Source organism: Xanthomonas sacchari (genome assembly GCF_040529065.1).
In the GTDB taxonomy this organism is placed as follows: Bacteria; Pseudomonadota; Gammaproteobacteria; order Xanthomonadales; family Xanthomonadaceae; genus Xanthomonas_A; species Xanthomonas_A sacchari.
The window spans coordinates 3,812,418-3,830,205 of the sequence record NZ_CP132343.1; the positions used below are offsets into that span (position 1 = coordinate 3,812,418).

Below are 17,788 nucleotides of genomic sequence, written 5' to 3' on the forward strand. Positions count from 1 at the left end.
GTAAATTGGCGCATGCCCCGGTTCCTACGCTATCTTCCCTGCACATGAACGAAACCCGAAGCGCCCTGGTCGTCGACGACGAGCGCGACATCCGCGAGTTGCTGGTCCTGACCCTGGGCCGGATGGGGCTGCGCATCAGCACCGCCGCCAACCTCGCCGAAGCGCGCGAACTGCTGGCGAGCAACCCCTACGATCTGTGCATCACCGACATGCGCCTGCCCGACGGCAACGGCATCGAACTGGTCAGCGAGATCGCCAGGCACTACCCGCGCACGCCGGTGGCGATGATCACCGCCTTCGGCAGCATGGACCTGGCGGTGGAGGCGCTGAAGGCCGGCGCCTTCGACTTCGTCAGCAAGCCGGTGGACATCCAGGTGCTGCGCGGCCTGGTCAAGCATGCGCTGGAACTCAACAACGAGAGCCGCGCCGCGCCGCCGCCGCCGGCCCCGGAACAGGCCAGCCGCCTGCTGGGCGCCTCGGCGGCGATGGACGCGCTGCGCAGCACCATCGCCAAGGTCGCGCGCAACCAGGCGCCGGTCTACATCCTCGGCGAATCCGGCGTGGGCAAGGAACTGGTCGCGCGCACCATCCACGAACAGGGCGCCCGCGCGGCCGGTCCGTTCGTGCCGGTGAACTGCGGCGCGATCCCCGCCGAACTGATGGAAAGCGAGTTCTTCGGCCACAAGAAGGGCAGCTTCACCGGCGCCCATGCCGACCAGGCCGGCCTGTTCCAGGCCGCGCACGGCGGCACGTTGTTCCTCGACGAGGTCGCCGAACTGCCGTTGCCGATGCAGGTCAAGCTGCTGCGCGCCATCCAGGAGAAATCGGTGCGCCCGGTCGGCGCCGCCAGCGAAGTGCCGGTGGACGTGCGGATCCTCTCGGCCACGCACAAGGACCTGGCCGACCTGGTCGCCGAGGGCCGCTTCCGCCACGACCTGTACTACCGCATCAACGTGATCGAACTGCGCGTGCCGCCGCTGCGCGAGCGCGGCGGCGACCTGCCGCAACTGGCCGCGGCGATCCTGGCGCGGCTGGCCAAGAGCCACGGCCGCCCCACCCCGCTGCTGTCGCCCTCGGCGCTGGACGCCCTGAGCAGCTACGCCTTTCCCGGCAACGTGCGCGAACTGGAAAACATCCTCGAACGCGCCCTGGCGATGGCCGAGGACGACCAGATCAGCGCCACCGACCTGCGCCTGCCGCAACCCGGCAACCACGCCCGCAGCGCCGCCGAAGCCGCCCCCGCCCTGCCGCGCGGCGTGGTCGACATCGACCCCAGCTCCTCCGCCCTGCCGTCCTACATCGAGCAACTCGAACGCGCCGCGATCCAGAAGGCGCTGGAAGAGAACCGCTGGAACAAGACCCGCACCGCCGCGCAACTAGGCATCACCTTTCGAGCGCTGCGCTACAAGCTGAAGAAGCTGGGGATGGAGTAGGAGCGCCGGGATTAGGGAGTCGGGATTGGGGATTAGCAAGAGCGAAGAGCGGCTTCCGAGCGATCGGATCTCAAGCAGGTGAAGCGGCAAGGCAGCGCACGGTGACGCAAGCCGCTGCGCCGCTGTTGCCAATCCCCAATCCCGACTCCCCAATCCCCGCCCCAATCAGTCCTTCGTCACCCGATTGATCTCGGCCAGACTGGTGATGCCGTTTCGGGCCTTCAGCAGGGCCGACTGGCGCAGGTCCTTGACGCCGATGTTCTGCGCGGCGCTGGCGATGTCCATGGCGTTGCCGCCCTGCAGCACGATCGCCGCGATCTCGTCGTTCATCGGCATCACCTGGTAGATGCCGGTGCGGCCCTTGTAGCCCTCGGTGCACTCGTCGCAGCCGACCGCCTCGTACAGCTGGACGCCGGCGGCGATCTCCGCCTCGGTGAAGCCTTCGGCCAGCAAGGCCTTCTCGGGCAACTGGACCGGACGCTTGCAGTTGTTGCACAGGCGCCGCGCCAGGCGCTGGGCGATGACCAGGGTCACCGAACTGGTGATGTTGTAGGGCGCAATGCCCATGTTCATCAGGCGCGCGATGGTCTGCGGCGCGTCGTTGGTGTGCAGGGTGGACAGCACCATGTGGCCGGTCTGCGCGGCCTTGATCGCGATCTCGGCGGTCTCCAGGTCGCGGATTTCGCCGACCATGATGATGTCCGGATCCTGGCGCAGGAACGAGCGCAGCGCCGCGGCGAAGGTCATGCCGCGCTTGTTGTTCTGCTGCACCTGGTTGACCCCGGGCAGCCGGATTTCGACCGGATCCTCGGCGGTGGAGATGTTGCGGGTATCGTCGTTGAGGATGCCCAGCGCGGTGTACAGCGACACCGTCTTGCCCGAGCCGGTGGGGCCGGTGACCAGGACCATGCCATACGGCTTGTGGATCGCATCCAGGAACAGCTTCTGCTGCTCCGGCTCGTAGCCGAGCTTGTCGATGCCCAGCTTGGCCGCACTGCCGTCGAGGATACGCAGCACGATCTTCTCGCCGAACAGCGTCGGCAGCGTGCTGACACGGAAGTCGATCTGCTTGTTCTTGGACAGGTTGAGCTTGATGCGACCATCCTGCGGGACCCGCTTCTCGGCGATGTCCAGCTGGGCCATCACCTTCAGGCGCGCGGCGATGCGCTGGTTGAGCTTGACCGGGGCCTTGGCCACGCTCTTGAGCAGACCGTCGATGCGCAGGCGCACCCGATAGTCGTCCTCGTAGGGCTCGAAGTGGATGTCGGACGCGCCACGGCGGATCGCATCGACCAGCACCTTGTTCACGAACTTGACGACCGGGGTGTCCTCGCCCTTGGCGTCGATACCGGTGTCGCCACCGCCGCCCATGTCCTCGTCGCCGCCGCCGACATCGAGGTTGTCCATGCCCTCGTCGTCGCCCAGCGCGCTGCCGAGGGAATCGTTGCTGGCCTGCCACTGCTCCAGGGTCCGGCGGATCTGGTCCTCGTCGACCAGGATCGGCTCCACCGTCAGATTGGTGTGGAACTTGATGTCGTCCAGCGCCCGGGTCTGGGTGGGGTTGCTGATGCCGACGAACAGGCGGGTGCCACGCTTGAACAACGGCAGCACTTGGTACTTCTGCAGCAGCTCCTCGCTGACCAGCTTCATCGCGTTCTGGCTGGCGTCGAAAACCGAGACATCCATCAACGGCATACCGAATTCGACCGCATTCGCGGCGGCCAGCTGTGCGGCAGTGACCAGCTTCTTCTCGGAGAACCACTGCGGCAGCGGCACCTTCGCCTCGGCCGCCTGGGCCATGGCGGTCCGCGCCGCGGCTTCCTCGAGCACACCGTCCTGCACGAGGCGGCGGGCGATCCCGGTGATGCCGACTAGGTTGCTCGTCATTGCGTTCATGAATACCTGCTCGAAAATTTCAAATCGAATATTCAGACAGGCCGTTCGAACTTCGTCAGCGCGGCTGAAACGATCGTGGTCAAAGCCGAGACCGACTTCAATCCGACCTGACCGCCACTATACCGCCGCCCCACCAGCCGAGGGGGCAAAAAAGAAAAGGCCCGATAGGGCCTTTTCTTTTTGAAACCGCGAGCAATCTCTTAGGTGCAGTTGCTCGGCTTGTGCTTGGCAAGCACCGCACCACCAGTGATCGCACAGGTCCAGACACCGGTGTTGGCACGGGTCAGGGTCAAGGTCGCGCCGGCGACGATGTCGTTGCCCTTGATGGTGTTGCACGACAGGGTGGTTGCGGTGGCGCTGAAGGTGGTGCAGCGCGGCGAGGTGGACTGCAGGCCAACGTCGGCGGCAGTTGCCGGAACGTAGGTGCTGTCTTCCTGCAGCTTGGATTCCAGCATGGTCTTGGCCGGATTCACCTCAGCAAGCGCGGCGGCGAGCTGCGACTTGGCCACATAATCACGGTACATCGGCAGCGCGATGGCGGCCAGGATGGCGATGATCGCGATCACGATCATCAGTTCGATCAGGGTAAAGCCCTGCTGCTTCTTCATAACAAACCCCTAGAGATGGAATGTGAGTGATGGGCACTCGCCCGCGGATCCTACTCCCCGAGCGCCGCGGCGGAGCGCCACGTGGGGTAAGTGAAGCAGACTGCGTGCCAACTTCGCGCGCACGTCCAATCCCCTACCGAAGTGCATCATGCCTCAGCCACAGGCCCAAGTTGCAGGCAAATCAGGAATTTGCGACAGGATGGACCATCCGCCCATGCGGGGCAGAAAGTGACGCACTGCGTCACCTCCGGGGTGCGATCCGGTTTGATGATGGCCGCTGCGGATGTCAGACGTCCAGGAAACCGATACCATGCTGGATATGTCCGCCCGGGGATGGCCGGACGGGGGAGACAACCTGATGTCCGCAACGCGCAGCGCAGTCAAGAAAGAGCCGGTCGCACGCAGCACCAGTCAGCAGGTGCCCTTCGTCTGGGAGGGTACGGATAAGCGCGGCGTCAAAATGAAGGGTGAACAGGTCGCCAAGAGCGCCAACTTGCTGCGCGCCGAATTGCGCCGGCAAGGCATCACGCCCTCGGTGGTCAAACCCAAGCCGAAACCGCTGTTCGGGGCGAGCGGCAGCAAGATCGGCACGAAGGACATCGCTTTCTTCAGCCGCCAGATGGCGACGATGATGAAATCGGGCGTCCCCATCGTGGGTTCACTGGAAATCATCGCCAGCGGGCACAAGAACCCGCGCATGAAAAAAATGGTCGACCAGATCCGTACCGATATTGAGGGCGGCTCGTCCCTATACGAAGCCATCAGCAAGCACCCGGTGCAGTTCGATGAGTTGTACCGCAATCTGGTCAAGGCTGGCGAAGGTGCAGGTGTGCTCGAGACCGTGTTGGAGACGGTCGCGACCTACAAGGAAAACATCGAAGCACTGAAGGGCAAGATCAAGAAGGCCCTGTTCTACCCGGCCATGGTCATGGCCGTCGCCTTGATCGTCAGCTCGATCCTGCTGGTCTTCGTGGTTCCGCAGTTCGAAGACGTGTTCAAGGGCTTCGGTGCGGAACTCCCAGCCTTCACCCAGATGATCGTGGCAGCCTCGCGCTTCATGGTGGCCTACTGGTGGTTGTTGCTGGTTGCGCTGGTCGGATCTATCGTCGGCTTCACCTTTGCCTACAAGCGGTCGCCAGCCATGCAACACGGCATGGACCGGCTGATCCTGAAGGTGCCGATCATCGGCCAGATCATGCACAACAGTTCAGTGGCGCGGTTCTCGCGCACCCTGGCGGTCACCTTCCGCGCCGGCGTACCGTTGGTGGAGGCGCTGGACATCGTCGCCGGCGCCACCGGCAACAGCGTCTACGAAAAGTCGGTGCTGCGCATGCGCGACGACGTAGCGGTGGGCTACCCGGTCAACATGGCGATGAAGCAGACCAATCTGTTCCCGCACATGGTGATCCAGATGACGGCGATCGGCGAAGAGGCCGGCGCACTGGATGCCATGCTGTTCAAGGTGGCCGAGTACTTCGAGCAAGAAGTGAACAACGCGGTAGATGCATTGAGCAGCTTGCTGGAGCCGTTGATCATGGTGTTCATCGGCACCATCGTCGGCGGCATGGTCATCGGCATGTACCTGCCGATCTTCAAGCTGGCCTCCGTCGTTGGATAAGCATTAATGGCATTTCTCGATCAACACCCCGGCCTCGGCTTCCCGGCCGCGGCCGGACTCGGCTTGCTGGTGGGCAGCTTCCTCAATGTGGTGATCCTGCGCATGCCCAAGCGCATGGAGTGGCAGTGGAAGCGCGATTCGCGCGAGATCCTGGAGCTGCCGGACATCTACGATCCGCCGCCGCCCGGCATCGTGGTGGAGCCGTCGCACTGCCCGCACTGCAAGCACAAGCTGGCCTGGTTCGAGAACATCCCGCTGTTCAGTTGGCTCGCGCTGCGCGGCAAGTGCCGCTACTGCCATGCGCCGATCTCGCCGCAGTACCCGCTGGTGGAACTGCTCACCAGCCTGCTGGTGGTCGCGAGCGTGTGGCGCTTCGGCTTCGGCTGGCAGGGCTTCGGCGCGATCGTGTTCAGTTGTTTCCTGGTGGCGCTGTCCGGCATCGACCTGCGTACCCGCCTGCTGCCGGACCAGTTGACCCTGCCACTGATGTGGCTGGGCCTGATCGGCAGCATGGACAACCTGTACATGCCGGCCAAACCGGCCCTGCTTGGCGCCGCGGTCGGCTATTTCTCGCTGTGGTCGGTGTGGTGGCTATTCAAGCAGATCACCGGCAAGGAGGGCATGGGCCATGGCGACTTCAAGCTGCTCGCCGCGATCGGCGCCTGGTGCGGCCTGAAGGGCATCCTGCCGACCATCCTGATCTCCTCGCTGGTCGGCGCGATCCTGGGTTCGTTGTGGCTGGCGGCCAAGGGCCGCGACCGCGCCACGCCGATCCCGTTCGGCCCGTACTTGGCGATCGCCGGCTGGATCACCTTCTTCTGGGGCACGGAAATCGTCGAGACCTACATGCGCTGGTCGGGACTGCGCTGACGGAGCCCGCCGCTTGACTGATTTCGTCGTCGGCCTGACCGGAGGCGTGGCCTCCGGCAAGAGCGAACTGAGTCGCCGCTTCGAGGCCAGGGGCATCGTCGTCGCCGATGCCGACCTTGCCGCACGTGCGGTGGTCGCCCCCGGGCATCCCGCGCTGGCGCAGATCGTGGCGCGGTTCGGGCCGCAGATCCTGCAGGACGATGGGCAGCTCGATCGTGCCGCCTTGCGTCAGCGCATCTTCGAGGACGCGACGGCACGCCGCGACCTGGAAGCGATCACCCACCCCGCCATCCGCCAATTGCTGCAGCAACAGTGCCGCGAAGCCGCAGGACCGTACGCGATCGCGGCCATTCCGCTGCTCACCGAGGTCGGCGCACGCACCGCCTATCCCTGGCTCGACCGGATCCTGGTGATCGACGCCCCCGAGGCAATGCAGCACGCCCGGCTGATGCAGCGCGATGGCATCACCGCCGACCTGGCGCAGCGCATGCTGGCAGCGCAGGCCACCAGCGCCGCGCGACTGGCCATTGCCGACGACGTGGTGGTCAACGACGGCGCCGCAGCGGATTTGCAGGCGTCGGTGGAGCGGCTGGATCGGGAATACCGGGCATTGGCGGCGGCAAAAGCCGCCTCGTAGAAGCCGCTTCAGCTGCGACTGCGGTACAGCGGACGCGTCGCCACTGCCATCGACGCGAACGGCTTACGGGCCGCAGCCCACCTTCTGACCAAGATCGGCGCAACGCCGCCCGCCTAAGCACGGCGACGCAGGTTCGGCTACAACGCGTCCAGATCACCCAACGCGCGGATCAACCGCCGCGCGCGCTTGTCCGGCTTGCCCTCCGGTGCCTGGTAGCCGTTGCGCTCGGCGCTGCGCTGCGCGCGCAACTGCGCGCGGCGCTCGCGCGACGCCTCGCTTTCCTGGTACAGCGCCTGCGCCACGCTGGCCGGACCGCGCGTATCGCTCAGCCCCAGCACCTGGATCTCGAACAGCTCGTCTCCGCGCTGCACCCGCACCTGCTCGCCCACGCGCACCGCGCGCGAGGACTTGGGCCGCTGCCCGGCCACGTCCACCTTGCCGGTTTCCACGGCCTGCTTGGCCAGGCTGCGGGTCTTGAAGAAGCGCGCGGCCCATAGCCAGACATCCAGGCGCACCGAAGCAGCTTGCACGACAGGTTCGTTCATTGCGTTGCTCGACATCCACTCACGTTGAGGTTGCAGGCAGCCAAGGGACGCCGCCGGATCGGACACCATGGCACCGGCAGGGTGCATGGGCGGCGCGCAGGTCTTTCCGCACAGATGGCGATGCGATCGCGCCAATACAAGCACCGCGTCCGCAGGGACACGCCCCTTCAGGATGAATGCGTTGGCAGGTAGCGAGCGAACTCCAGGCAGGCGCACCGTGGGTGTGGCTCACCCAGATTTACTGTCCCAGGCTGACGCTGGCCTTGATCCACCCCCACACCAAGCGAATGACGCGATCCATGCCGAACGCGCGCCCATCCTCGGCGCAAGCGCACTACCGCGACTCGGGCTGGACCGGCCGCCACGCGTGACGGCCCACGCAACCCGCCGTGGGGGCGGCGCAGGCCCGCCCCACAGCCCGTCTGCTGCACGAACGCTGCAGACCCAGATCCGCCCATCGCCCAGCGACATCCGTCGGTGATAGTGTGGCCGGCTCACGCTCGATCCCGACCCGCGATGACCAAGCCCGCCGCGCTAACCGAAGGCCCGATCGGCCGCCAGTTGCTGCTGTTTTCGCTGCCGATCCTGGCCGGCAACATCGCGCAGTCGCTCAACGGCTCGGTCAATGCCGTATGGATCGGCCGCTATCTCGGCGAAGCGGCACTCACCGCCGCGGCCAACGCCAACAGCATCATGTTCTTCCTGATCGGTTCGGTGTTCGGCATCGGCATGGCCGCCACCATCCTGATCGGCCAGGCGATGGGCCGCGGCGACGTGGCGCAGGCGCGGCGGGTTATGGGCACCAGCGCCACCTTCTTCATCGGCATCTCGGTACTGATCGCCGCCGGCGGCTGGTGGCTGGCGCGGCACCTGCTGGCGGCGATGGGCACGCCGGCGGCGTCGCTGCCGCTGGCCGAGGCCTACCTGCGGGTGATCTTCCTGGCGATGCCGTTGCTGTACACGTTCGCGTTCCTGTCGGCGGCGCTGCGCGGCACCGGCGATTCGCGCACGCCGTTCCGCTTCCTGCTGCTGTCGGTGGCGTTGGACATCGGCTTCAATCCGCTGCTGCTGTTCGGGCTGGGACCGTTCCCCAAGCTGGGCATCGCCGGTGCGGCCTGGGCCACGCTGATCGCGCAGGCGGTGTCGCTGACCGGGTTGCTGCTGTACCTGCGCCACAAGCGCCACGTGCTGTGGCTGGGCCGCCGCGACGCGCGGCTGTTCCGGCTCGACCTGCCGATCCTGCGCGCGCTGATCGTCAAGGGTGTGCCGATGGGCCTACAGATGGTGCTGATCTCGCTGGCGATGATCGTGATGATCGCCCTGGTCAACGGCTACGGCACCGACACGTCCGCGGCCTACGGCGCAGCGCTGCAACTGTGGGCCTATCTGCAGATGCCGGCGATGGCGATCGGTGCGGCCTGTTCGTCGATGGCCGCGCAGAACGTCGGTGCGCAGCGCTGGGACCGCGTCGCGGCGACTGCGCGCAAGGGCGTGCTGTTCAACTTCCTGCTGACCGGCGCACTGATCGCGCCGCTGATCCTGTTCGACCGCTGGACCCTGGCGCTGTTCTTGCCGCCGCACAGCGCGGCGCTGGAGATCGCGCGCCATCTCAACCACATCGCGGTGTGGTCGTTCCTGTTCTTCGGGGTGACCTTCGTGATCTCCGGCGTAGTCCGCGCCACGGGTGCGGTGATCCCGCCGCTGCTGATCCTGGCGCTGTCGCTGTGGGGCATCCGCGTGCCGTTCGCCCAGTTGCTGCAGCCGCAACTGGGTGCCGATGCGGTGTGGTGGAGCTTCCCGACCAGCGCCACCTGCGCGATGCTGGTGTCGCTGGCGTACTACCGCTGGGGCAATTGGCGCACCGCGCGGATGCTGGCGCCCGCGCCACCGGAGACGGTGGCGCATCCGGCGGAAGTCCCGGTGCAGCCGCCGGCGCCGGTCGCCGACGTGGCGGTGGCGCAGGATCCGGCGCGCTGAGTGCGCCCGTCCGCGTATCGCACCATCCTCGCGCAGGAACGGCTTCAGCCGCGACGGCATTCCCCGCAAAGCCATTGCCGCTACGCGCCTGGATCGGCCTTGATCCGGTCGAGCTTGTCGCGGCTGAAGCCGCTCCTACAGAGCACCGCGCGCGCGGCCTTGGCTGACATACCGGGCCGGCACAATGGCCGACGCCACAAACGCAAACGGCCGCCCGAAGGCGGCCGTTGCGGCAGCGACCGATTGGTCGCCGGGGGATTACTCGGCCTTGGCGGCGGCGGCAGCGGCCTGACGCGCGACCTTGGCCTGCGCAGCGGCGGCCAGGTCTTCCTTGATGCGAGCGGCCTTGCCTTCCAGGCCACGCAGGTAGTACAGCTTGCCGGCGCGGACCTTGCCGCGGCGCTTCACTTCGACCGAGTCGATGGTGGCGCTGTGGGTCTGGAACACGCGCTCGACGCCGTAGCCGTGCGAGATCTTGCGCACGGTGAACGAGGAGTTCAGGCCGGCGTTCTTGGTGCCGATCACCACGCCTTCGTAGGCCTGCACGCGCTCGCGGTTGCCTTCCTTCACCTTGACGTTGACGACGACGGTGTCGCCCTGGTTGAACTCCGGCAGCTTGCGCTGGATCTGGGCGGCTTCGAAGTCGGCCAGGATGGTCTTGTTGAGCTTGCTCATGGTGGGCACCGCTTGTGTCTGGTGAGGTGGTCCGGCAGTCGCCGCACGGCGATTGCGCGATATCGGATGGGCCAAGCACGGAACGCACTGGCCGGAAAGCCGGGCATTTTAACCCAGCCCGGCGGCAATGGCTAGGGCCTGGATGGATTTTCCTGTTCGGCGGCCTGCGCCGCCTCCCGCTCCTGGCGGAATTCCTGCAGCAGGCGCCGGTCGGCGGCGCTCAGCGCGGCCTCGTCCAGCAGCTCCGGGCGCCGCAGCCAGGTCCGCCCCAGCGCCTGCATGCGCCGCCAGCGCGCGATCGCAGCGTGGTTGCCGGAACGCAGCACCGCCGGCACCTCGCCCAGCGCGTGTTCGCGCGGATGGGTGTAGTGCGGGCAGTCGAGCAGGCCGTCCGGGCCTTCGAAACTGTCCTGGGCGGCGGATTCGGCGTCGTTCAGCGCGCCCTCCTGCAGCCGGGTCACCGCATCCACCAGCACCGCCGCGGCCAGTTCGCCGCCGGACAGCACGTAGTCGCCGATGGAGATTTCCTCGTCCACCGCGGCGGCGACGAAGCGCTCGTCCACGCCCTCGTAGCGCCCGCACAGCAGCAGCAGACGCGGCAACGCGGCCAGTTCGCGGGCCTTGGCCTGGGTCAGCGGCCGCCCCTGCGGACTCAGGTAGATCAGCGGCGCCGGCTGTGGATCGGCGTCGCGCACCGCCTGCAGGCAGGCCTGCAGCGGCTCGATCATCATCACCATGCCCGGGCCGCCGCCGAACGGGCGGTCGTCGACCTTGCGGTAGCCGCCGCCGGCGTAGTCGCGCGGGTTCCAGCCGTGCAGGTCCAGCAGCGCCCGCTCCTGCGCACGCCCGACCACGCCGAACCCGGCGCACTGGGCGACGAACTCGGGGAACAGGCTGATGACGTCGATGCGCATGAAGCTGGGAATAGAGAGTCGGGAATGGGGAATGGCAAAAGCAAAAGCAAAAGCCAAGGCGGCCGCATGGCCGCTTCGCTCAGAACTCGGGGTCCCAGTCGACCACGACCAGGTTGGCCTCGAAATCCACCGATTTGATGTAGTCCGGCTGCACGAACGGCACCAGCCGCTCGCGGTCGCCGCGCACCACCAGCACGTCATTGGCGCCGGTGGAGAACAGGTGCGACACCTGCCCCAGCGCCACGCCGTCGACGGTGCGCACGTCCAGGCCTTCCAGGTCCACCCAGTAGTACTCGTCCGGGCGCGGCGGCGGCAGACTGCTGCGCGCCACGTAGATCTCGGTGCCGCGCAGGGCTTCCACGGCGTCGCGGTCGGTGACCTCGGGCAGCGTGGCGATCAGGTACTTGCCGGACTCGCGGCCGCGCACGCCGGTGAGGCTGCTCTCGCTGCCGTCGGGCTTGCGCACGATCCAGGGCTGATAACGAAACATGGCGAGGCGCGGCTCGGTCCAGGACTCGAGCTTGGCCTCGCCACGGATGCCGAACGCGCCGAGGACCCGACCGAGCAGGATGCGGCGCTGGCTGTCTTTCATTGGCGCAAACGTAAGGGCCGCGCGCTGGGCGCGGCCCGCGGAATCAGGCCGCGGCGGCCTGGTTCTTGGTAGCTTCCTTGTACAGGTTGCGCACCTTGTCGGTCAGCTGCGCGCCATTGGACACCCAATGGTCGACGCGGGCCAGGTCCAGCACCACGCGCGGCTCGGCGCCCTGGGCGACCGGGTTGTAGTAACCGACGCGTTCGATGTTGCGGCCGTCGCGCGCGCTGCGCACGTCGGTGACGATGATGTGGTAGAAGGGGCGCTTCTTGGCGCCGCCACGGGTGAGGCGGATCTTGACCATGGTGAGTTTCCGGTGTTGCCCAGTCGCCAGGATGGCGCGGTGAGCCGGCGATTATAGCGGCCGGCCCCGGCTCTGCCAAGTCGGGTGCCGCTGCCGCGGCAAGGGATTGGGGATCCGGGATTGGGGATTCGCCAGAAGCGGTGCCGATGGCCACGAGATGCCTCTTGAGCCGCCTAGATCGCCTGCCAGGGCTGGGTGCGCAGCGCTTCTTCCAGCAAGGCCAGCAAGTCCTCGGCCGGGCGCAACGCGCGCCCGTCCACCGCCGCCACCGGCTGCTGGCCGCGGGCATTGCAGGTGAAGGCGGCCACGTCGGGCCCGAACGCCTGGAGCGGCAGTGGTCGTACTTCTTGCGCCACACCCAACTCTGCCAGGCCCGCCTGCAGCAGCCGCTGCTGGGTGCCATGCAGCGCCGGGGCCTGTGGCCAGTGCAGGCAGGCCCCGTCCCACAATCCCAGATTCCAGGTCGGGCCTTCGGCCACCTGCCCCTTCGCGTCGACGAACAGCGCGTCGTCGCTGCCGGCCTGCTGCGCCAGGCGGCGTTGGTAAAAAGCACCGAAGGTGCCGACGTGCTTGAGGTGGGGCGTCTCCCGGGCAAATACGCCACTGCGCAGCCGCAGCGGCGCCGCCTCGGCCTGTGCCGGTGGCGCCAGCGACAGCAGCAGTTCCACGGCGCAGTCAGCACCGGCAAGGCGCAGCGTGAATGCGGGCGAGAACACGGTGACGCGCAGCGAGGCGTCGCCCGTGCCGAAGGCGGCCAGCGCCGCGCGCAGCTCGTCGCGCACGCGCTCATGCGGCAGGGCACTCCCGAACAGCGCCGCGTTGGCCTGCTGCAACCGCTGCAGATGCAGGTCGAACCCGCGCACGGCACCATTGCGCACCTGCATGGTGCTGAAATGCCCATAGTTCACCAGCGCGGCCGCGGCCAGCAGCTCGGCGCCGGCAGGCTGCCCGCGGTGGAAGACTTGCGATGTCACAGCAGGGCCTGCGCCTGCGCCCACCAGCGTTCAACCAACGTCGCGGCGGGCTCGGCCGGTGCCATCCACGCCGACTGCCCGGCCCAGGCCTGCATCGCCGCCAGGCGGTCGGCACGCTGCGCGGCCTGGCGCATCGGTGCGGTCAGCCCGCGCTGCACCGGGTACGGTCGCGGCGGTGGCGCGTCCGGCGCGGCGGCGGCACGCACGTAGTCGGTGACCAGCGCGCGGCCCAGGCGGCCGGAGAAGGCGCGAGTCAACGTGGTCTGCTCGGGTTCGGCCCTGGCCAGCGCGTCGGCCCAGGCCGGCGTCAGTGCCGCCTCCGGGCTGCGCAGCAGGGCGGTGCCGATCTGCACCGCGCTCGCGCCCAGGGTCAGCGCGGCGGCGATGCCGCGGCCGTCGCCGATGCCGCCGGCGGCGATCACCGGGATCCGCAGATGGTCGGCCAGCCGTGGCAGCAACGCGAACAGCCCGATCAGTTGCCGCTCGGCGCTGCCGGCCTCGAAGGCGCCGCGGTGACCACCGGCCTCGCCCCCCTGCGCGACCACCGCATCAGCGCCGGCGGCCTGCGCGGCCAGCGCCTCGTCCAGGGTGGTGACGCAGGCGAACCAGGCGATCCCAGCCTGCCGCAGCCGCTGCACCTGATCCGGGCGGAACAGTCCCATGATCGAGGAGGCCACTGCCGGCCGCGCCGCCAGCAAGGCCTCGAACTGGGCGTCGAAGTCGGCCGGCGCCGCATCGCCGGCCGCCGCCTCGACCGGCGGCCCCCAGGCAGCGAGAAAGGCGCGCACCTCGGCCTCGGCGGCGGCATCGCGCGCGGGCGGCGGATCCGGCACCCACAGGTTGACCTGCGCCGGCCCGCCGCCGGCGGCACGCAGCGCGTCCATCCACGTCACGATGTCCTGCGGGGCGGACAGCACCGCGCCCATCGCGCCCATGCCGCCGGCCGCGGCGACCGCGGCCGACAGCGGCACCGGGCAGGCGCCGGCCATCGGGCTGAGCAGGATCGGCAGGCGCAGGCCGAAGCGCTGCCGAAAGGCCTCCACGCGCGCCAGGCGCTCCATCATGCGTGCTCCGCGATTCCAGGAATCGCCATGTTAGCCGCGCTGCCTCCGGGCCGCCGTACCACCGACGCGGCGACGCTCACGGCAGCGGCAGCGGCACCGGCACCGGCACCGGCAGACATTGCCGGCCCCGATCGCCGACCCACACCTGTTGCAGGGAAAAAGCGCGCAGCCGCGCCGGGCGCTGCACGAAGGCGCCCCACAGCCGCAGATCGACCAACGTCTCCACAGCACGATCGCGCCACGACGCCGGGCCGGACAACCACAACTCCAGGCAATACAGCCCGTCGACCGGACAGACCACCTCCACGCATGTCGGCGCAGTCGCGGACGAATGCAAGGCCGCCAGCTGCGGCCCGTGCAACAGCGCGAACAGCCGCAGTTCGCCGTCGGTCGGACGGGTGCCGCCGGGCACCGGCAGTGGCTGGCCGAAGAGGGCGGATGTCCACACCGCCTCGAGCACCAGGACGTCACCCTGGCTCAGCTGCAGGAAGTGGCGATGCACGATCGCGCCATCCGCTGGATCCGCCACCGCGGCGTCGGATGCTCCAGGCACATCCCAGCTCCGATCGACGCTGGCGAAGAGCAACGCGGCTCCCGCCGGCGCGCGTGCCACGCAACGGAGCGGCAACTGCGCCAGCGGCCATGCATCCAGAGCCGGCGCGTCATCGATGGCGAGGGAGCCGTCGGAGCGCTGCGCATAGACCAAGGGGGCGCCGCGCAGCGGCTGCACCGGCCACGCCAGCCGTTCCGGTTCCGGCACGCGTCGCCACAGCGCCACCGTACCGGGTACATGCAGTTCGGCCTGGCCGATGCCGATCGAGTACACGCCGGTCTGCGCGATCGGCACCACGTACTCGACGTCCGCCGCCACCTCCAGCCATTGCGGCTGGGTCGCGCCCGGCGCAAGCACGTCGCAGCGCCACTGCGCGGGGCTATCGGCAGCAGGATGGAAGGCGAGCACCAGCGCATCGCCGGCGTACAGCACCAGTTCGGAGGTGGTGCAGATGCCCTGGCGCGGAAAGCGCTCCTCCGGGAATGGAACGATGTCCTCGAGATGCAGGCGCCACTGGCGCGGACCGGACGGCCGCGCGCACAGCGCCGCAGGTGGGATGACCGGCTGCGCTGGCGGCGGCAACCGCGCCGGTGCGGGCGCGGCGCCGGCCTCGCCACTGACGGAGTCCATGGACGCCGCCGCGGCACTGCCGACCGTGTGGCGCGCCATCGCGTGATCGATTGCGGCGGCAACCAGCACCACCAGCACCCAGTACACCAGTGTCGCCGGCAGCACCGCCCAGCCGGAGGTCGCGTGCAGCGCCAGGGCGAGCGCGAGGGCCAGACGCAGCACGCGCGTGCCAGCGGACGCGCTCACCACGCGTGCCGTGGCTGCAGGCTCAGCGGAACGGCAGGCCGCCGCGGCCACCCATGCCGCCGAGCATGCCCTTCATGCCGCGCATCAGGCCCTTCATCCCGCCGCCGGCCATCTTGCTCATCATCTTTTCCATCTGCTGATATTGCTTCATCAGCTTGTTGACGTCGGCCGGCTGGGTGCCGGAGCCGCGGGCGATGCGCGCGCGGCGCGAGCCGTTGAGCAGACCCGGGTTGCGCCGCTCCTTCTTGGTCATCGAGCCGATGATGGCGATCATCCGCGGCACGTCCTTGTTGCCGGCGACCTGCTGCTTGAGGTGCTCGGGGATCTGGCCCATGCCCGGCAGCTTGTCCATCAGCCCGGACAGGCCGCCCATGTTCTGCATCTGCTCGAGCTGGTCGCGCATGTCGTTGAGGTCGAACTTCTTGCCCTTGGCGACCTTCTCGGCCAGCTTCTGCGCCTTGTCCTTGTCGACCTGGTGCTCGACCTGCTCGACCAGCGACAGCACGTCGCCCATGTCGAGGATGCGGCTGGCCAGGCGGTCGGGGTGGAACACGTCCAGGCCGTCGGGCTTCTCGCCGACGCCGATGAACTTGATCGGCTTGCCGGTGATGTAACGCACGCTCAGCGCCGCGCCACCGCGGGCGTCGCCGTCGGTCTTGGTCAGCACCACGCCGGTTAGCGGCAGCGCCTCGCTGAACGCCTTGGCGGTGTTGGCCGCGTCCTGGCCGGTCATCGCGTCGACCACGAACAAGGTCTCGACCGGGGCGATCGCCGCGTGCAGCGCCTTGATCTCCTCCATCATCGCCGCGTCGATGGCCAGGCGGCCGGCGGTATCCACCAGCAGCACGTCGACGAAGGACTTGCGCGCGTCGGCGATGGCAGCGCGGACGATGTCCACCGGCTTCTGCGAGGCCTCGGACGGGAAGAACAGCACCCCGACCTGCTCGGCAAGGGTCTTGAGCTGCTCGATCGCGGCCGGGCGGTACACGTCTGCCGACACCACCATCACCTTCTTCTTGCGCTTTTCCTTCAGGTGCTTGGCCAGCTTGCCGACCGTGGTGGTCTTGCCCGCGCCCTGCAGGCCGGCCATCAGCACGATCGCCGGCGCCGGCACGTTGAGGTTGAGGTCGCTGGCGGCCGAGCCCATCACCGCGGTCAGCTCGTCGCGCACGACCTTGATCAGCGCCTGGCCCGGGGTCAGGCTCTTGAGCACTTCCTGGCCGACCGCGCGTACCTTGATGCGCTCGATCAGCGCCTGCACCACCGGCAGGGCGACGTCGGCCTCGAGCAGCGCGATGCGCACTTCGCGAGTGGCTTCGCGGATGTTCTCCTCGGTCAGGCGACCGCGGCCGCGCAGGCGCTGCATGGTGCCGGAGAGGCGTTGGGTGAGGGATTCGAACATGCGGGCGGGTCGCGAGCGGGAAACGGCCGTCGATTATAGCCGGGCGCGCCGGCGATCCCGGTGCCGCCATCACGGCGGCGGGCCCGATATGCGAAACTGGCGCGATGCTCATCACCGTCCTTGCCGCCCTGCTGTACCTGTCCGCGACCGGCCTGCTGATCGCCGCGGTGGTGCGCGACCGGGTGGACCGCAGCCGGGCGTGGCTTCTGCCGGCGCTGCCGGCAGTGGCGCTGCATGCGGGCTATCACGTGCAGGTCGCCCTGCACACCGCCGGCGGCCCGGACATGCACTTCTTCGCCGCGCTGTCGCTGGTCAGCCTGGGCATGGCGCTGATGACCGCCCTGGTCGGCGCCAGCGGGCGCATGGCCGCGCTGGGCGTGGTGGTGTTCCCGCTGTCGGCGGCGCTGCTGCTGGCCTACCACGGCTACGGCCACGAGCCGGCGCCGGTGCTGGACTGGCGGCTGCAACTACATGCCTGGCTGGCGCTGCTGGCCTACGCCACGCTGGGCATCGCCGCCCTGCTGGCGGTGATGCTGTGGCTGCAGGAACGCGCGCTGCGACGCCGCGACTTTCATCCCTGGCTGCGGGCGCTGCCGCCGCTGACCGCACTGGAGACGCTGCTGTTCCGCACCATCGTGGTCGGCTTCATCCTGCTGACCCTGACCCTGCTGACCGGGGTGCTGTTCGTGCAGGATTTCCTGGCGCAGCGGCTGGTGCACAAGACCGTGCTCAGCGTGCTGTCGTGGATCGTGTTCGGCGCGCTGCTGTTCGGCCGCTGGCGCTATGGCTGGCGTGGGGTCAAGGCGGTGCACTGGACCCTGGCGGCAATGGTGCTCCTGCTGCTGTCGTTCTTCGGCAGCAAGTTCGTGATCGAGCTGGTGCTGGGGCACGCGCAGTAGCATCCCCATCT

17 protein-coding genes are annotated in these 17,788 nt (G+C 68.3%); 6 read left to right on the forward strand and 11 right to left on the reverse strand.

Going from position 1 to position 17,788, the window contains the following annotated elements; genetic code table 11:
- The first annotated feature begins 44 nt into the window (after positions 1-44).
- A complete protein-coding gene (locus RAB71_RS15985; protein WP_010342229.1) occupies positions 45-1,433 on the forward strand; it encodes a sigma-54 dependent transcriptional regulator in 1,389 nt (462 codons plus the stop codon).
- A 165-nt stretch (positions 1,434-1,598) separates the two neighbouring features.
- Here the strand turns inward: RAB71_RS15985 and pilB are convergent, their stop codons facing one another.
- Together pilB and RAB71_RS15995 are read right to left on the reverse strand one after the other, a co-directional pair.
- Positions 1,599-3,329 (reverse strand): type IV-A pilus assembly ATPase PilB, encoded by a 1,731-nt coding sequence (gene pilB / locus RAB71_RS15990; protein ID WP_029561990.1) that lies wholly within the window; start codon positions 3,327-3,329, stop codon positions 1,599-1,601.
- A 200-nt stretch (positions 3,330-3,529) separates the two neighbouring features.
- Entirely contained in the window at positions 3,530-3,937 is a 408-nt protein-coding gene (locus RAB71_RS15995) for a pilin (protein ID WP_010342231.1), read from the reverse strand.
- A gap of 358 nt (positions 3,938-4,295) precedes the next feature.
- Between RAB71_RS15995 and RAB71_RS16000 the strand changes: the two genes are divergently transcribed.
- Genes RAB71_RS16000 through coaE form a run of 3 tightly spaced genes read left to right on the forward strand, consistent with a single transcriptional unit; the run spans position 4,296 to position 7,062 of the window.
- Positions 4,296-5,555, forward strand: a complete 1,260-nt coding sequence (locus tag RAB71_RS16000) for a type II secretion system F family protein (protein ID WP_010342232.1) — start codon at positions 4,296-4,298, stop codon at positions 5,553-5,555.
- A 6-nt stretch (positions 5,556-5,561) separates the two neighbouring features.
- Positions 5,562-6,425: an A24 family peptidase gene (locus RAB71_RS16005; protein WP_010342233.1), complete on the forward strand. Its 864-nt coding sequence runs from the start codon at positions 5,562-5,564 to the stop codon at positions 6,423-6,425.
- Positions 6,426-6,438: 13 nt separating this feature from the next.
- Positions 6,439-7,062: a dephospho-CoA kinase gene (coaE, locus tag RAB71_RS16010; RefSeq protein ID WP_010342234.1), complete on the forward strand. Its 624-nt coding sequence runs from the start codon at positions 6,439-6,441 to the stop codon at positions 7,060-7,062.
- A 137-nt stretch (positions 7,063-7,199) separates the two neighbouring features.
- Here the strand turns inward: coaE and RAB71_RS16015 are convergent, their stop codons facing one another.
- A complete protein-coding gene (locus tag RAB71_RS16015; protein WP_010342235.1) occupies positions 7,200-7,607 on the reverse strand; it encodes an RNA-binding S4 domain-containing protein in 408 nt (135 codons plus the stop codon).
- 516 nt (positions 7,608-8,123) lie between these two features.
- On the opposite strand from RAB71_RS16015, the gene RAB71_RS16020 reads away from it, so the two are divergent.
- Positions 8,124-9,584, forward strand: a complete 1,461-nt coding sequence (locus tag RAB71_RS16020; protein WP_010342236.1) for an MATE family efflux transporter — start codon at positions 8,124-8,126, stop codon at positions 9,582-9,584.
- A gap of 258 nt (positions 9,585-9,842) precedes the next feature.
- On the opposite strand, the gene rplS is transcribed toward RAB71_RS16020, so the two are convergent.
- The 8 genes from rplS to ffh all read right to left on the reverse strand — a co-directional run bounded on the left by rplS (position 9,843) and on the right by ffh (position 16,878).
- Positions 9,843-10,259, reverse strand: a complete 417-nt coding sequence (gene rplS / locus RAB71_RS16025) for a 50S ribosomal protein L19 (RefSeq protein WP_010342237.1) — start codon at positions 10,257-10,259, stop codon at positions 9,843-9,845.
- 131 nt (positions 10,260-10,390) lie between these two features.
- On the reverse strand, positions 10,391-11,173 hold the full coding sequence (gene trmD, locus RAB71_RS16030) for a tRNA (guanosine(37)-N1)-methyltransferase TrmD (RefSeq protein WP_010342238.1): 783 nt from the start codon (positions 11,171-11,173) through the stop codon (positions 10,391-10,393).
- A 79-nt stretch (positions 11,174-11,252) separates the two neighbouring features.
- A complete protein-coding gene (gene rimM, locus RAB71_RS16035) occupies positions 11,253-11,765 on the reverse strand; it encodes a ribosome maturation factor RimM (RefSeq protein ID WP_010342239.1) in 513 nt (170 codons plus the stop codon).
- A gap of 43 nt (positions 11,766-11,808) precedes the next feature.
- Complete coding sequence (gene rpsP, locus RAB71_RS16040) at positions 11,809-12,069, reverse strand: 30S ribosomal protein S16 (protein ID WP_010342240.1); 261 nt, start codon at positions 12,067-12,069, stop codon at positions 11,809-11,811.
- A 173-nt stretch (positions 12,070-12,242) separates the two neighbouring features.
- Positions 12,243-13,043: an aminotransferase class IV gene (locus RAB71_RS16045; protein WP_010342241.1), complete on the reverse strand. Its 801-nt coding sequence runs from the start codon at positions 13,041-13,043 to the stop codon at positions 12,243-12,245.
- Positions 13,040-14,104: a nitronate monooxygenase family protein gene (locus tag RAB71_RS16050; protein ID WP_104609585.1), complete on the reverse strand. Its 1,065-nt coding sequence runs from the start codon at positions 14,102-14,104 to the stop codon at positions 13,040-13,042. The genes RAB71_RS16045 and RAB71_RS16050 overlap by 4 nt, the downstream gene beginning before the upstream one ends.
- Positions 14,105-14,183: 79 nt before the next feature.
- On the reverse strand, positions 14,184-15,476 hold the full coding sequence (locus RAB71_RS16055; RefSeq protein ID WP_029561991.1) for a hypothetical protein: 1,293 nt from the start codon (positions 15,474-15,476) through the stop codon (positions 14,184-14,186).
- Between the two features lie 22 nt (positions 15,477-15,498).
- Positions 15,499-16,878: a signal recognition particle protein gene (gene ffh / locus RAB71_RS16060; RefSeq protein WP_010342245.1), complete on the reverse strand. Its 1,380-nt coding sequence runs from the start codon at positions 16,876-16,878 to the stop codon at positions 15,499-15,501.
- Between the two features lie 104 nt (positions 16,879-16,982).
- Between ffh and ccsA the strand changes: the two genes are divergently transcribed.
- Positions 16,983-17,777, forward strand: a complete 795-nt coding sequence (ccsA, locus tag RAB71_RS16065) for an inner membrane protein YpjD (RefSeq protein ID WP_010342246.1) — start codon at positions 16,983-16,985, stop codon at positions 17,775-17,777.
- Positions 17,778-17,788 lie beyond the last annotated feature (11 nt).

Coding starts and splice junctions, on each gene's coding strand:
- RAB71_RS15985 (WP_010342229.1), top strand. CDS start 45: ATGAACGAAACCCGAAGCGCCCTGGTCGTCGACGACGAGCGCGACATC.
- pilB (WP_029561990.1), bottom strand. CDS start 3,329: ATGAACGCAATGACGAGCAACCTAGTCGGCATCACCGGGATCGCCCGC.
- RAB71_RS15995 (WP_010342231.1), bottom strand. CDS start 3,937: ATGAAGAAGCAGCAGGGCTTTACCCTGATCGAACTGATGATCGTGATC.
- RAB71_RS16000 (WP_010342232.1), top strand. CDS start 4,296: ATGTCCGCAACGCGCAGCGCAGTCAAGAAAGAGCCGGTCGCACGCAGC.
- RAB71_RS16005 (WP_010342233.1), top strand. CDS start 5,562: ATGGCATTTCTCGATCAACACCCCGGCCTCGGCTTCCCGGCCGCGGCC.
- RAB71_RS16015 (WP_010342235.1), bottom strand. CDS start 7,607: ATGAACGAACCTGTCGTGCAAGCTGCTTCGGTGCGCCTGGATGTCTGG.
- RAB71_RS16020 (WP_010342236.1), top strand. CDS start 8,124: ATGACCAAGCCCGCCGCGCTAACCGAAGGCCCGATCGGCCGCCAGTTG.
- rplS (WP_010342237.1), bottom strand. CDS start 10,259: ATGAGCAAGCTCAACAAGACCATCCTGGCCGACTTCGAAGCCGCCCAG.
- trmD (WP_010342238.1), bottom strand. CDS start 11,173: ATGCGCATCGACGTCATCAGCCTGTTCCCCGAGTTCGTCGCCCAGTGC.
- rimM (WP_010342239.1), bottom strand. CDS start 11,765: ATGAAAGACAGCCAGCGCCGCATCCTGCTCGGTCGGGTCCTCGGCGCG.
- rpsP (WP_010342240.1), bottom strand. CDS start 12,069: ATGGTCAAGATCCGCCTCACCCGTGGCGGCGCCAAGAAGCGCCCCTTC.
- RAB71_RS16050 (WP_104609585.1), bottom strand. CDS start 14,104: ATGGAGCGCCTGGCGCGCGTGGAGGCCTTTCGGCAGCGCTTCGGCCTG.
- ffh (WP_010342245.1), bottom strand. CDS start 16,878: ATGTTCGAATCCCTCACCCAACGCCTCTCCGGCACCATGCAGCGCCTG.
- ccsA (WP_010342246.1), top strand. CDS start 16,983: ATGCTCATCACCGTCCTTGCCGCCCTGCTGTACCTGTCCGCGACCGGC.